Annotated in this window: 11 protein-coding genes and 1 pseudogene; 9 read left to right on the plus strand and 3 right to left on the minus strand. The window is 43.5% G+C overall.

The annotated features are described in order from the left end of the window. Positions 1–4 precede the first annotated feature (4 nt). Positions 5–1,165, minus strand: coding sequence for an ABC transporter permease (locus LLY41_RS09880; RefSeq protein WP_286137546.1), 1,161 nt, complete (start codon positions 1,163–1,165; stop codon positions 5–7). Next, the gene (locus LLY41_RS09885; protein WP_095246190.1) at positions 1,125–2,054 is read right to left on the minus strand and encodes an ABC transporter ATP-binding protein; all 930 of its coding nucleotides are present in this window, start codon (positions 2,052–2,054) and stop codon (positions 1,125–1,127) included. The genes LLY41_RS09880 and LLY41_RS09885 overlap by 41 nt, the downstream gene beginning before the upstream one ends. Before the next feature lie 179 nt (positions 2,055–2,233). Between LLY41_RS09885 and LLY41_RS09890 the strand changes: the two genes are divergently transcribed. Beyond that, on the plus strand, positions 2,234–3,022 hold the full coding sequence (locus LLY41_RS09890) for an aminoglycoside adenylyltransferase domain-containing protein (protein WP_304587751.1): 789 nt from the start codon (positions 2,234–2,236) through the stop codon (positions 3,020–3,022). 36 nt (positions 3,023–3,058) lie between these two features. On the opposite strand, the gene LLY41_RS09895 is transcribed toward LLY41_RS09890, so the two are convergent. Beyond that, the gene (locus LLY41_RS09895) at positions 3,059–3,400 is read right to left on the minus strand and encodes a hypothetical protein (protein WP_304587752.1); all 342 of its coding nucleotides are present in this window, start codon (positions 3,398–3,400) and stop codon (positions 3,059–3,061) included. 106 nt (positions 3,401–3,506) lie between these two features. Between LLY41_RS09895 and LLY41_RS09900 the strand changes: the two genes are divergently transcribed. The 8 genes and pseudogenes from LLY41_RS09900 (at position 3,507) to narI (ending at position 14,544) form a co-directional block, all read left to right on the plus strand. Then, a complete protein-coding gene (locus LLY41_RS09900) occupies positions 3,507–3,962 on the plus strand; it encodes an NUDIX hydrolase (RefSeq protein WP_304587753.1) in 456 nt (151 codons plus the stop codon). A gap of 507 nt (positions 3,963–4,469) precedes the next feature. Further along, the gene (locus tag LLY41_RS09905) at positions 4,470–5,162 is read left to right on the plus strand and encodes a response regulator transcription factor (RefSeq protein WP_304587754.1); all 693 of its coding nucleotides are present in this window, start codon (positions 4,470–4,472) and stop codon (positions 5,160–5,162) included. Beyond that, positions 5,140–7,359 (plus strand): sensor histidine kinase, encoded by a 2,220-nt coding sequence (locus LLY41_RS09910; RefSeq protein WP_304587756.1) that lies wholly within the window; start codon positions 5,140–5,142, stop codon positions 7,357–7,359. Before LLY41_RS09905 ends, LLY41_RS09910 begins: the two co-directional genes overlap by 23 nt. A gap of 15 nt (positions 7,360–7,374) precedes the next feature. Further along, positions 7,375–7,875 (plus strand): RNA polymerase sigma factor, encoded by a 501-nt coding sequence (locus tag LLY41_RS09915; RefSeq protein ID WP_095246184.1) that lies wholly within the window; start codon positions 7,375–7,377, stop codon positions 7,873–7,875. 210 nt (positions 7,876–8,085) lie between these two features. Next, positions 8,086–11,768: pseudogene (locus tag LLY41_RS09920) on the plus strand (nitrate reductase subunit alpha). Beyond that, positions 11,758–13,305, plus strand: coding sequence for a nitrate reductase subunit beta (gene narH, locus LLY41_RS09925; protein ID WP_304587758.1), 1,548 nt, complete (start codon positions 11,758–11,760; stop codon positions 13,303–13,305). The pseudogene LLY41_RS09920 and the gene narH overlap by 11 nt, the downstream one beginning before the upstream one ends. Further along, positions 13,280–13,837 carry a nitrate reductase molybdenum cofactor assembly chaperone gene (narJ, locus tag LLY41_RS09930; RefSeq protein ID WP_304587760.1) on the plus strand — a complete coding sequence of 186 codons (558 nt, stop codon included), beginning with the start codon at positions 13,280–13,282 and terminating at the stop codon, positions 13,835–13,837. The genes narH and narJ overlap by 26 nt, the downstream gene beginning before the upstream one ends. Further along, entirely contained in the window at positions 13,834–14,544 is a 711-nt protein-coding gene (narI, locus tag LLY41_RS09935; protein WP_304587762.1) for a respiratory nitrate reductase subunit gamma, read from the plus strand. Before narJ ends, narI begins: the two co-directional genes overlap by 4 nt. Positions 14,545–14,552 lie beyond the last annotated feature (8 nt).

The following is a 14,552-nucleotide window of genomic DNA, read 5'->3' on the forward strand; positions in this document are numbered from 1 at the left end:
TTTTTTATCTGTCTGCAGCAATTGCCTTCCTTTTATAAAGCACCGACCCCAATAGGAATGTAACCGCACCCCAAATCACCATCACGGCAATTCCTGCCCAAAGTGACGCCGTAGCTATGCCGGTTTCATACACCATGCTTTCTCGTAACCCATCAGCGAAATAGGTGAGCGGCAGAACAGCCGAAATCGGCTGAATCCATTCAGGCATCGTTTCAATAGGGAAAAACACGCCGCTTAAAAACATCATGAGAAAGCTGCAGATATTGGCTACGCCCATATAAGCCTCGGTCGTTTTGCTGAAGGAGGAGAAGAAGTAGCCAAGAGCATTAAAGGATAGAGCGCCGATCAAAAAGACTATAATCAGTGTAAAAGGGTTTATATAAAGATTGGCACCGAACACAAGCACTCCTATTAATGAGAGCAGGATAATCTGCACAATGCTGAACAAAAGTCTCATAACCATATCGCTTAACCCGAATATGCCCATATTGGCCGGCGTCATGCGCAGTCTCTTGATTAATCCCTTTCTGCGCATTTCCACCAGGTCCACCATGCCAAACATGCCGCCCTGGGCAATGGATAAAGCAATCATTCCGGTTAAAAGGAAATCTGTATAATCCAGTTCATTGGTGCCTGATGTAATCGATTCATATTGCAGATCATATTTAGGAGAGGCACCTGCAGCCAGTAAATTAGCCTGCTGCACAAACTTATCCAGAATGCCGGAAACAGCCTGGGCTGCTGCACCCTGTTCATTTTCTTTATTGACAACAAGAAACACAGAGGATGCTTCCGCTGACTCGGGCAGGATAATGGCGGCATCCACTTCCTGATCTTTTACCCATTCCTCCGCTTTATCCCTCGTAACAGGGTTACCTGATTTCACCTCAAAAACAGGAAGCTCACTGATCTGAGATATCATCATCTCGGAAGCCGGATTCGGGCTTGGATCGACTAAAGCAACCTCTGTTTTAAACTCTTCATCTGAATTTTCGCTGAAAATGACCATAAAGATGACCATTAAAATAACAGGGAAAAAGATGCCCCAGAACCATGCCTGCTTTTCACGAAGAGTTAATTTCAGCTGCGCCAGAAACATCATTTTAAATTGATTAAATTTAATGTTAATCCCTCCATTCTTTGCCGGTAAATGCAATAAACACATCTTCCAGGCTCATTTCCCGTATGGAGACCTGTTCCACTCCGTATGAGTTTTCTTTAGTAAATTTAAATAAGTCCAAAAGGGTTTCTTCCGGCTTTGATGCCCATATTTTCAGAGCGGCACCTTCCCGTTCTGTCTTGGAAACGGATGCGAGCTCCTTTGAAAAACCGTCAGCGTCCTCAGCCGCCTTTTCTCCATCAAGAAAGCTCAGTCTTATTTCCCTCTCATCTGTCAGCTTTTCAATGAGTGCGGAAGGGGTGTCAAGTGTAATCACATTCCCCTGGTCCACAATGCATACCCGGTCACTCAGCTTTTCCGCTTCTTCCATGTAATGTGTCGTTAAAATGGTTGTTTTGCCTAATTCTTTTAGGTGGAGAATAATATCCCAAATATTTCTTCGCGCCTGAGGATCGAGTCCTGTAGTCGGTTCATCGAGAAAAATAATTTCCGGGTCGCTAATCAGGGCCAGCCCAATGGCTAGCCTTTGTCTCTGGCCGCCTGAAAGTTTTTTTACGTGATTTTTGCGGTGCTCCGTCAGGTTAACAATCTCAAGAATCTCTTCTGCTGGCCGGGCATGGTCGTAAAAGGAAGCAAAAAGGTTAAGGTTTTCTTCTGGTGTCAGCAAATCAAACATAGCGCTTGACTGAGGCTGAACACCAATCTTCTTTTTTATCGAAATGGCATGCTTATTCCATGCGAGATCACCAAAATAAATAACGCCATTGTCAGGTGACACAAGGCCTTCAATCATTTCCAGTGTCGTCGTCTTACCAGCTCCGTTAGGTCCTATTATCGTGAAGACTTCACCGGCATGAACCGAGAAACTGATATCCTGGACAGCCTGAATGGAACCAAAGGATTTTTGTAGATTCCTTACCTCTAAAACAGTCATTCATTTTCCCCGCTTTCATGACAAGTTGGATGTTGGTATCCTGCAAAATTCCTAACCTTCTATTTAATACGTTGTTAATATTGAAAAAATTCACTTTTTTAGTAAACTTAACATTATCGAAGAAGGTTCCATAATATGGGGCAATTAAAATATGATTAAAAATCAGGGGAGCAGTGCAGATGAGAGAACTTCCAATAGCAGTTAATGATCTGCTGAATAAGTACATGAAACTATTTAATGAATATATGCCTAATCAGCTTGCAGGTCTTTATTTGCATGGATCGCTTGCACTGGATGCTTATATAGAAGGATCAAGCGATATTGATTTTATTGCGGTTACACATAGAGGGTTAACCCAATCAGAATTGGAAAAGGCTGAGGAGATTCATAAAATAATAGCTGACAATTATCAGTTTCCTGAGATGGATGGGGTTTATATAACTCAGAATGATCACGGGAAACTTGGTGAATGTTATTTTTATAATAACGGTAAAATGAATTATGGGCATTTCCTGAATCCAGTCACCTGGTGGCTTTTAAATAAGAAGGGAATTGCCATTTACGGTGATCTTCCGGTTACAGAGATAAATGACAATGATTTGGTTTCATACACTTATGAAAACATGAATACATATTGGGCAAATCGAATCCGGACAATCGAGAAATCGATTGATGAACTTACACGAATAGCTGAATCGGAGGTTGATAAGGAAATTGAATGGACGGTGCTCGGTTTATTGCGGCAGTTTTACACATTGAGGGAAAAGGATATTATTTCTAAACTAGGGGCCGGGGAGTACTCCTTAAAGCATTTGCCGGAAGAATGGCACCCAATCATACTGGATGCCACCAATATTCGCAGCGGTAAAGAAGATAGACATTATGCAGGAAAGCTTGAACGAATGGAAGAGGCTATTAAACTGTCAAAATACATTATAAACCAATCAGCAGAAATCAAAAATAGGTGAGCTTCTATGGTGTGCAGCTCACCTTACTGAAGTTCGTTATGTTAACCTCATTGGAGTATTCAAATTCTGGGAATCCCGGTAGGAGCGATAAGAGACAAATCTTTTTCCATGAGAGGATCCATCCAATTGAAGAATACGTTCATTAACTGTCTCCATATACAGAAAGTCATCATTCGCATTTAAACGGTAGAAAGTGTAGGTGTTTCCAAGGAGCTCTCTCTTTGTTATTTGCGTATCGGGATGCTGCTGGATGAATTCTGACAGCTGCTTAACAGACACGGAAGGTATGTCTGCCATTTCATAAAGCTTCCCTTTAAGGTTTGATTTTAGCTTGTTTACGGCGCTCATTGCCTTTTCTTTATATTTATTTCTGGACATGAAGTCACTCCTTCATAATGGGATATTAAGAATAATTTCCATTTGCAGAAAGAATAAACATTCCAGTAAGGAAAGTCAATATGACAAATAAGAAAGTAGTGAAAAAATGACACAGAACGAAATCGTGCTTGTTGCCAGTACATCAATTATACAAGAAGGCAAAGTGCTGATGATCAAAGAGAATAAAGCCACAGTAAAGAATAAATGGAATTTCCCGTCCGGCCATGTTGAAAAAGGAGAAGATATCCTTGAGGCTGCCTGCAGGGAAGTGAAAGAAGAAACAGGCCTGGATGTTTTGCTGACTCATACAACTGGAATCTATAACTTTATCAGCAGTACGGACCATCAGGTCATCTTATTTCATTTTATTGGTCAAATAACAGGGGGCTTTTTGAGCCTTCAGGAAGAAGAAATAGTCGATAGCAAATGGGTGAATCTATCAAACTTTGAAAGCTTTAAGGACGAGGAACTCCGTGAAGCCAAAGTCATGAGGCAAATCCTTGATGCCATAAAAGCTGAAAAGCTTTATCCCCTCGAACTGTTTCACACAAAGCTAAGCTGATGAGGTGAAAGAGACTTCAATATTCTGTAGAATGAAATACCTATGTCTTTAGAAAAAACAGTATTCAGCTGGTATCGCCTGTTCGCTCATAGCTGAATTTTATTCTTTATGCACCCTCCATCAGCAAAATCAGCTGGCGGAGGGTGCTTTTTTGTGTCTTGCAATTACAAGTCTATATTTCCATTTCCACCCTATATAAAATAGAAGAGATAAGATTAATGGAATCCTCGTAAAAGCAACTAACTACATTTGACCTCTGAGTTGATTGGAGCGGAGGGCGCTTGACTCCTGCGGGAAGTGAGGGAAGTGTGAGACCCCGCAGGCGGAGCCGAGGAGGCTCGCATTCCTCCTCGCGGAAAGCAAGTGCCTGGAGCGGAAATCAACGGGCAAAATACAAGAAACACACATCCAATCTTAAGAAATTCTTAAGATTTCTATTACATTAATGTTAAGATTTTACGTTTAGTATAAAAATATGAAAACGAGCACCTTGAAAGCAGGGGAATTATGGATAACTATAATGTACTTGTCGTAGACGACGAAAAAGAGATCAGGGACGCCATTGAAATTTATCTTAAAAATGAAGGCGTCACCGTTCTAAAAGCAAAGGATGGAATCGAAGCTCTGGAGATTTTGAATGAGCAACAGGTGCATCTGATCATTTTGGATGTCATGATGCCAAGGCTGGATGGCATTTCGGCTACATATAAAATTCGCGAGAAGAAAAACATCCCGATCATCATCCTGAGTGCTAAAACAGAGGATACCGATAAAATCCTTGGGCTGCAGGTTGGGGCTGATGATTATGTGACCAAGCCCTTTAATCCGATGGAATTGGTTGCCCGCGTGAAATCGCAGCTGAGAAGATATGTGACATTCGGAACGTTTGAAGGAGTTAAAAAGGTCATTGATCTGAACGGACTTATGCTCGATAAGGAAGCAAAAGCAGTGACTGTTAATGGAGAGCCGGTGAAATTGACTCCAATTGAGTATAAAATTGTGGAGCTTTTAATGACAAACGCCGGACGTGTTTTCTCCATAGATGAAATTTATGAACGAGTATGGAACGAACCATGCTATAACGCGGAAAATACGGTGGCAGTGCATATTCGGAAAATCCGTGAAAAGATTGAAATCGATCCGAAAAATCCGAGATATTTAAAGGTGGTATGGGGAATTGGATACAAGATGGAAAAATAGATTCATCATTGTGATGATAATGGTTTTATTTGCTTTCGGAGCAAGCGGTGTTTTGGCAGTTCTGATTAATGCGAGGGAATATGCAAACCCGGATTACTTTCACACAGCAGAGTTCAGAAGTGAAATGGATCAATATGCCGGCTATCTGGAATTGTATGAACTGAATAACGTGACTATTGAAAAAGCGAAAGAAGCGATTGAGCTGACGGAAGAGGAAATTAATGAACATCGCTATCGTTATGGAACACTTCCTGAACAAATTGATAGTATAAAGAGCCAATATGAGCCCAGAATTGAAGAAGCAAAAGCGGAGAACAGCAATGAAATTGCCAAATCTTTAAAAGATCAAATGTATAAAAAAATTGAAGATGTCACGAAAAACTTTGAAAGTGACGAACATGTACGCACCAAAGTAATTAAAGAAAAAGAAGAGAAATTGGAAGAATTTTATAAAGAGAAAGAACAGCTCAGGGATCAATACGATTACTATAAGGATTCATTTACCTATTATTTCAAAGACACTGCGACAGGTGAGGTATACACTAATTTAACCCTGGCCAAGAATGAATCTCCGGATGAAGTAATGGATAAAGAAATGCTCTATCATACAGATTATACGATGGATAAAGATTATTTCCTTAATTTTATTATAGGGGGATATGACGAGTTCAATCAGGCACTGGTCGAATCTCAATCAGGCTACTTTAAGGGACAGATAGGCCTGGCTAAAAATCTTCCTGATTCAAATATGTTCATTGACCGGAATAATCATTTTAAGCAAAAACAGACTGTATTATTAATTTATGGCGGCTCAGCGATTTTAGCTGTTATCGCTGCATTGATTGCTGCCAGAAAGTCAAAGGCCCTGTCAGCTGAAATCAAAAGGTGGGAGCCATTATACAATAAGATGCCTATTGATTTACGGATCACCTTTTTAGGCTTAACCGCAATAGGAAGCATTTTGGCGCTTTTTCTGGTAAACGATTTTCTTATAGACAGCTACAACTTCCTTTCACGTGTAATGGAATTAATCATTGTTCTCCTTGGAGCATCAGTTGTTTGCGGCATGACAATTGTTCAGCTCAAATATATTGCAGGTGAATTTAAGGACTTGGAAAGTGCAAAGTCAGTTTTGAAAAAGAGTCTGATGTATAGGGCGGCCAGCGGTTTGAAAACCAGCCTCCAGGAAGCTTTTTTAAACCGGAGCACAGGAACGCAGCTGTTTGTTGTTCTATTAATCATCTTTGGAATGGGCATGGGTTCCATTATCATGTTCTTCCACCCGCTGTTTGTCCTGTTTTATATACTAGTTTTAGCTTTTGCGGGTATTCCTCTTGTTATGGCATTAATCAGACGCGTTGGCTATTTTAACCGGATTGTTAAGACTGCAGATGAATTGGCTTCCGGCCACATGGGACAGGACTTGCCGGTTAAAGGAAAAGGCGTTTTGGCTTCACTCGCAGGAAACATGAATGTATTGAAGCACGGTGTAAAAACGTCCCTTAGCGAGCAGGCAAAAAGCGAAAGGCTGAAAACGGAGCTTATTACAAACGTTAGCCATGATTTAAGGACACCGTTGACTTCCATTATTACGTACACGGAGCTGCTGAAGTCAGGTGAGGTATCAGAAGATGATCGCTCTGCCTACCTTGAGATCATTGACCGGAAATCTAAACGGTTAAAAGTTTTGATTGATGATTTATTCGAAGTCTCCAAGATGGCAACCGGCAATATTGAGCTTCGAAAAGAAAGAGTGGACCTGGTCCAGCTGCTGCAGCAGGCTCTTGCAGAGCATGATAATGCCATCAGGGAATCTAATCTGCAATTCCGCGTCACGAAGCCTGATCCTCCGGCTATCGCGAATGTGGATGGCCAAAAGCTCTGGCGTGTGTTTGATAATTTAATAGGCAATATCCTTAAATATTCATTGGAACATTCACGGGTTTATATTGCCCTTGCGAAAGTCAATGGCCAGGCAGTCATTACATTTAAAAATGTTTCTAAATACGAACTGGATGACCAGAGTGAAGAATTGTATGAGCGATTTAAGCGGGGAGATAAATCAAGGCATACAGATGGTTCAGGCCTGGGGCTCGCCATTGCCAAGTCGATCATTGACCTTCATGAAGGGAATCTCGATATAGATACAGATGGTGATTTGTTCAAGGTGAGCATTTCACTGAAATTAGAGGAGTAAGGGAAGAGGGGAATTATGGATATTGCAGAGCTGTATATCTGCCATTATAAACGGCTTTATCATATATGCTTTTCGATGACAAGAGACGCATATCTTGCAGAAGATATCGTTCAGGAAACGTTTATTAAAGCTATGAAGAAGGCAGGAACAATTATAGATGAAGAAAAAGCAGGGGCATGGCTGTCTGTCATTGCCAGAAGAACCGCACTGGATATGATTCGGCGGGAAAAGCGGAAGGCTGCAGTGCCGATGGAGCAGGACACTCTTGAAAGCTTCTGCCTCATTACAAAGCAAGATGTCGAACAGGAAGTGGAATCAGGTTTTGCGCTTAAGGAAATCAAGACAGCCATCAGACAGCTTGCATTGAACTACCAGGAAGTACTTTTGCTCAAGGTTGATGGGGGGTTAAAAGAGCAGGAAATTGCCGCCGTTCTGAATTTAAATCCTTCAACTGTGAAAACGAGAATTTTCAGAGCAAGAAAACAGATGAGAGCTTTAACGGGATTAGGAGCTTAATTGAAAGAGAGAGTTGACCAAGTTATTTTACGGGTCTGCTCTCTTTTTTTATTTTAACTATTCGAATAATTAGGAAAATAATGTTTAAACTATGTATAACAGGGTATTCGCCAACCAGAGTCTATTATTTTCCAGAATTACACCAAAGAGGATAACTTCCCCTAATTTTGTAAACAATAGTAACGTTTTGAAAGGAAGGGATGATTCAAATTGACTAAAAAGATACCGCCGTTTTTGAGGAAATTGCGTTACTTTGGAAAATCGGAGGACATTACAGATCATGCCACCGTTTCACCTTATGACCGGGAAACTGAGAAAATTTACAGGAGGCGATGGCAGCACGATAAGGTAGTGAGAACAACCCATGGTGTTAACTGCACGGGGTCCTGCAGCTGGAAGGTTCATGTCAAGGACGGAATTATCACATGGGAGACCCAGCAGACAGACTATCCTACCACAGGGCCTGATATGCCGGAGTATGAACCGAGGGGATGTCCAAGAGGTGCAACGTTTTCATGGTATACATACAGTCCCATTCGGATTCGCTATCCATATGTGCGCAGCGCATTGATTGAGCTGTGGAGAGAGGCTTATAAAGAGCATAAAGATCCGGTTGAAGCATGGAAAAGCATTGTAAATGATCCTGATAAGTCTGCCAGATATAAATCAGCGAGGGGAAAAGGCGGTTTTGTGCGCTCAAGCTGGGACGAATTGAACACGCTGATTTCGGCCTCACTGATTCATACAATCGAAGAGTTTGGACCTGATCGGATTTTTGGCTTCTCCCGATTCCAGCCATGTCAATGGTCAGTTATGCGGGCGGTGCTAGATTTTTGAATCTGATTGGGGCATCACTCTTAAGCTTTTATGATTGGTATGCAGATTTGCCTCCTGCTTCTCCGCAGATCTGGGGGGAACAGACCGATGTGCCGGAGAGCTCGGATTGGTATAATTCCAGCTATTTAATGGTTTGGGGCTCCAATCTGCCGCAGACACGGACTCCGGATTCGCACTTCATGGTGGAAGCACGCTATCGCGGAACTAAAGTGGTGGCTGTAAGCCCTGACTATGCTGAATTTGTTAAGTTTGCTGATAAATGGCTGCCTGTACAGGCTGGCATGGACGGAGCCATCGCCATGGCGATGACTCATGTTATTTTGAAAGAGTTCTATGTTGACCAGCAGGTGGACTATTTTAATAACTATGTTAAGCAATATACAGATCTGCCGTATCTTCTTGTGTTAAAGAAAAATGGTGACTTTTATCAGGGAGATAAATTTTTAAGAGCATCAGATATTGGCAGAAAAACAGAGAACGGGGAATGGAAAACCGTTGTGATCGATAAGAACACAAAAGAGTTTGCCGTTCCTAATGGCAGCATAGGACATCGCTGGGAAAATAACCAGAGCTGGAATCTGCATTTAAAAGACAGTGATAATGAGCTGGATGGCATAGACCCGGTTCTTACCCTTAAGGGAATGGAAGATGAAGTCGTAATGGCCGGCTTTCCGTTTTTCGGGACAGAGAAAAAAGAAGTGTTAAAGCGTGGTGTTCCTGTTAAAAGGTTTAAAAAGGACGGGGAAACCTATGTGGTGACAACCGTTTTTGATATGCTTCTGGCCAATTGCGGCGTGAATCGGGATTTGCCTGGAGATTACCCGAAGGATTATGATGATCCGAAGCCTTATACACCTTCATGGCAAGAGGGCATAACAGGAGTGAACAGGAACGATTGCGCACAGATTGCAAGAGAGTTCGCTCAAAATGCCATCGACTCAAAGGGAAGGTCCATGATTATCATGGGATCGGGGATTAACCATTGGTACCATTCGGATATGATTTACCGCGCCATCTTAAATATGGTTCTCCTCACTGGCTGTCAGGGTGTAAATGGAGGGGGATGGGCGCATTACGTCGGCCAGGAAAAAGTCCGGCCGCTTGAAGGCTGGCAGACCGTTGCCATGGCGAGGGACTGGGGCGGCCCGCCAAGGCTCCAGAACGGGACTTCCTTTTTCTATTTTGCAACTGAGCAATGGCGTTATGACAATCAAATGTCTGATGAATTAATTTCACCCCTCGTCGACAAACCGACTTATAAGCATCCAGGTGATTATAATGTCCTTTCTGCAAGACTCGGGTGGCTGCCGTCCTATCCGCAGTTTAATGAAAACTCCATTAAAATTGCCGAAAAGACCGGCCTGACAGACAAAGAAGAAATCATTCAATCGGTCGTCAGGCAGCTGAAAGAAGGAACGCTGAAGTTTGCCATCGAAAATCCGGAGGATCCGAAAAACTTTCCGAAGGTCCTGTTTGTGTGGCGGGCCAACCTGATCGGAAGCTCTGCCAAGGGGCACGAATATTTCCTGAAGCATCTTTTGGGTACACATCATGGAAACTTGAGCGAGCAAAATGAAGAAGACTTGACCAATGAAATCAGCTGGGTGCAGGAAGTGCCTGAGGGCAAGCTTGATCTGATGATCGACTATGACTTTAGAATGTGCGGAACCGGTTTATACTCTGATATTATCATGCCGTCTGCAACCTGGTATGAAAAATATGATGTATCGAGCACGGATATGCACCCATTTATCCATCCGTTCAATCCGGCGATCACTCCTCCATGGGAAGCCAAATCGGACTGGGACGCATTTAAAAATCTGGCGAAGCGTTTTACTGAAATGGCAGGGAGATATTTCAAAGAGCCGATTACCGATCTGGTGGCAACACCGCTATTGCATGATTCCAGGGACGAAATCTCCCAGGCCTATGGGAAAATACCGGACTGGAAAAATGGAGACGTTGAGCCTAAACCTGGTGTGAATATGCCGCGGCTTCATCTGGTGGAAAGAGATCTTTCGAAGGTGTATGACAAGTTCATCGCACTTGGTTCGAATGTAAAAGAATCAATCGGTTCAAAAGGAATCGGCTGGGATGCCGCCAAGGAATATGAAAAGCTGAAAGCGATGATTGGCACAGCTTCGCAGACCAGGGATTATAAGGATTTGCCAAGCTTGTATACAGACCGGAATGTAGCTGAGACTATTTTAACATTGTCCAGCACAACCAATGGTTCCCTTGCGATGAAAGCCTGGGGGGCGTTAGAGAAGAAAACAGGATTGCAGCTGAAGGATTTGGCGGAGGAAAGGGCAGAAGAGCATGTGTCCTTTGCAGAAATTACAGCCCAGCCAAGGAAGGTTATTTCATCACCGGTATTCAGCGGAACGGAAACCGGAAACCGGCGTTACAATCCTTTTACCACAAATGTGGAGCGCCTGGTGCCATGGAGGACCCTGACGGGCAGACAGCATATTTACATGGATCATGATCTAATGCTGGAGTTTGGCGAAGAGCTTCCGAACTTTAAGGCGCCGCTTCATAAGCTTGCTTTCTACAAAGGAGATCATGAGCCTGCAGGCAAAGGAAATGAAATCACCCTTAACTATTTAACACCGCATTTTAAGTGGTCATATCACAGCACATATGCAGATACGCTCCCAATGCTGACCCTTTTCCGCGGCGGGCCGCATGTCTGGCTCAATAATGAAGATGCTGCATCTGTCGGCATTGACGATAATGACTGGATTGAGATGTATAACCGGAACGGTGTCGTCGTGGCCAGAGCTGTGGTCAGCCACAGAATGCCAAAGGGAATCGTGTTCATGTATCACGTTCAGGAACGCCATATTAATGTGCCTGGATCCCCCATTACCAAACAGCGCGGAGGCACCTTTAACAGCCCGACAAGAATCCATGTGAAGCCGACTCAAATGATTGGCGGCTATGCACAGTTTAGCTACGGATTTAATTACTATGGACCAACTGGGAACCAGAGAGATGAAAAAGTGGTTATCCGGAAAATGAACAGGGATGAGGTGGATTGGCTTGAAGATTAAAGCGCAGTTCGGAATGGTCATGAATCTTGATAAATGCATCGGCTGCCATACCTGCAGTGTCACCTGTAAAAACACCTGGACGAACCGTCCGGGTGCTGAATACCAATGGTGGAACAATGTGGAGACCAAGCCGGGCATCGGCTATCCGAAAGAATGGGAAAACCAGGAGCTGAGAAAAGGCGGCTGGGCGCTGAAAAATGGGAAGCTGGAACTGAAAGCAGGCGGCCGTGTCAATAAACTGCTTAATATCTTTTATAACCCTGACCTTGCCGATATTGATGATTATTATGAGCCCTGGACATATGACTATGAAAATCTGATCCAGAGCCCTGAGAAAAAACACCAGCCGGTAGCAAGGCCAAAATCCCAGCTGACAGGCGAGTATATGGACATCCAATGGGGTCCGAACTGGGAGGATGACCTCGCAGGGGTTCATGTAACCGGAAAGAAGGATCCGAACATGGCCGGGCTGGATGACCAGATTAAATTTGAATTTGAACAGGCATTTATGATGTATCTTCCGCGGATTTGCGAGCACTGCATGAATCCTTCCTGTGTGTCTTCCTGCCCATCAGGAGCCATGTACAAACGGGAGGAAGACGGGATTGTGCTTGTGGACCAGGAAGCATGCCGCAGCTGGCGGTTCTGTATGACGGGATGCCCGTATAAAAAAGTTTATTTTAACTGGAAGACCCATAAAGCTGAAAAATGTACATTCTGCTACCCGAGAATTGAAGCGGGGCTGCCAACTGTATGTTCGGAAACCTGTGTCGGCAGGCTTCGTTATATCGGGATTGTTCTATATGATGCTGATAAAGTGAAGGAAGTGGCATCCGTTCCTAATGACAAAGATTTATACGAAGCCCAGCTGGATATGTTCCTGGATCCACATGATCCGGAAGTGATTAAGGAAGCGAAAAAAGAAGGCATTCCAGATGATTGGATTGAAGCCGCGCAAAGATCGCCGGTTTATAAAATGGCTGTGGAACAGCGGATCGCTCTTCCTCTTCATCCTGAATATCGCACGCTGCCTATGGTTTGGTATGTTCCGCCGCTTAGCCCATTTGTGAATGCATTCGGAGGGCAAATTGATGATCTGGATCCAAATATCATTTTCCCAACGATTAATCAGTTCAGAATCCCAATCGAGTATTTAGCTAATTTGTTCACAGCGGGTGATACAGAAGTGATTAAATCTGTGCTTAAAAAGCTTGTTGCAATGCGGACCTATATGCGTCAGGTTAATCTGGGAAAAGAACCGGACACAAGCGTACTGCAGGCGGCAGGAATGACCGAAGAGATTGTTCGTGATATGTATGAGCTTTCAGCCATTGCCAAGTATTCCGACCGATATGTGATCCCTGCTTCCCATAAAGAAAGAACCGGTGATATGCATAATATGCAAGGAAATGTCGGCTTTGAAGACTTGTCCACAGACTGTAATTCATGCAGTGTCGGTTCCGAAAGAGATCCGCTTTACTATTATGGCGAAGAATATTGGAGTGATTTGGATGAATCAAAGCCAAGCGGTCTATAATTTAGCATCTGTCCTGCTTCAGTACCCATCCAGTGAATGGAAAGACTATTTGCCTGACCTGCATAGTGAAGCGGACTTACTGGATGATAAGCAAATAGCCGGCAGCCTGAAGAAATTTTTGGACTATCTGGACAGAACTGCATATGAGGATCTTTGCCAAAATTATGTGCTGACCTTTGATTTTAATGAACGCAGCACCTTGTACCTGACTTATTCCGTCTTTAAAGATAATCGGGAGAGAGGTCCGGCGCTGGTTAAATTGAGGCAGGAATTCAAGGAAGCGGGGGCAGAGCTTGAGAGTGATGAGCTTCCGGACTATCTGCCGCTTATTTTGGAATTTGCGGCTATAACGGAGCCTGAGAAATCAGCTAAGCTTTTGAAGCTGCACTTCCGGTCAATTGAGCGCCTCTCTTTGGAACTTGAAGCCCTGAACAGTCCTTATCACTTCCTGCTGGCGGCATGTGTCGACTGCATCAAAAAGCTTCGCATATCTAATACAATTGGCAGCTCGGATGAAAGGAGAATCATATGAGCAGTCTTGATCTGTTTTTATGGGTAATTTTTCCTTATATTTGTCTGACGATATTCGTACTCGGGCATATTTACCGTTACAATACCGACCAGTTTGGCTGGTCGGCTAAATCAAGTGAATTCCTGGAAAAGAAAAAGCTGAAATGGGGCAGCCTTCTGTTCCATTGGGGCATTGTCTTCGTGTTCTTCGGCCATGTAGCAGGCGTATTGATACCTAAAGTATTCTACGATACTGTGGGGGTTACGGAGCATATGTATCATTTTGGCGCCGTCTGGTTTGGCGGAGCGGCAGGAGTCATTTGCGTAATCGGCGGTGCATTGCTATTTACAAGACGTGCATCCGTAAAACGGATTAAAGTGAACAGCCAATTCAAAGACTGGCTATCACTCGTCATGCTTGGCATTGTGGTCATTGTCGGTTTTACCAACACAGTCGGATACACGGCATCCGGAGGGGACTTCGATTACAGAGTGACCATTGGGCCTTGGTTTAGAGGGCTTTTAACCTTTAACCCGGATCCCGCCTATATGATTGGAGCGCCGATTGGCTTCCAGGCACATATATTGCTGGCATTTGTCCTATTTGCCATCTGGCCCTTTACGAGGCTGGTTCATGTGTGGAGCCTGCCTTTGGCTTATCTGAAAAGGAGATACCTTGTTTACCGGAAAATGTCGCCTGCAAAAAATCAGAATGTAACGAAACGATAATAGCAATA

Source organism: Cytobacillus firmus, assembly GCF_023612095.1.
In the GTDB taxonomy this organism is placed as follows: domain Bacteria; phylum Bacillota; class Bacilli; order Bacillales; family Cytobacillaceae; genus Cytobacillus.

What these genes read in the sequence shown, in the direction of transcription:
- LLY41_RS09880 (WP_286137546.1), bottom strand. Translation starts at nt 1,165, where the DNA reads ATGTGTTTATTGCATTTACCGGCAAAGAATGGAGGGATTAACATTAAA.
- LLY41_RS09885 (WP_095246190.1), bottom strand. Translation starts at nt 2,054, where the DNA reads ATGACTGTTTTAGAGGTAAGGAATCTACAAAAATCCTTTGGTTCCATT.
- LLY41_RS09890 (WP_304587751.1), top strand. Translation starts at nt 2,234, where the DNA reads ATGAGAGAACTTCCAATAGCAGTTAATGATCTGCTGAATAAGTACATG.
- LLY41_RS09895 (WP_304587752.1), bottom strand. Translation starts at nt 3,400, where the DNA reads ATGTCCAGAAATAAATATAAAGAAAAGGCAATGAGCGCCGTAAACAAG.
- LLY41_RS09900 (WP_304587753.1), top strand. Translation starts at nt 3,507, where the DNA reads ATGACACAGAACGAAATCGTGCTTGTTGCCAGTACATCAATTATACAA.
- LLY41_RS09905 (WP_304587754.1), top strand. Translation starts at nt 4,470, where the DNA reads ATGGATAACTATAATGTACTTGTCGTAGACGACGAAAAAGAGATCAGG.
- LLY41_RS09915 (WP_095246184.1), top strand. Translation starts at nt 7,375, where the DNA reads ATGGATATTGCAGAGCTGTATATCTGCCATTATAAACGGCTTTATCAT.
- narJ (WP_304587760.1), top strand. Translation starts at nt 13,280, where the DNA reads ATGAATCAAAGCCAAGCGGTCTATAATTTAGCATCTGTCCTGCTTCAG.
- narI (WP_304587762.1), top strand. Translation starts at nt 13,834, where the DNA reads ATGAGCAGTCTTGATCTGTTTTTATGGGTAATTTTTCCTTATATTTGT.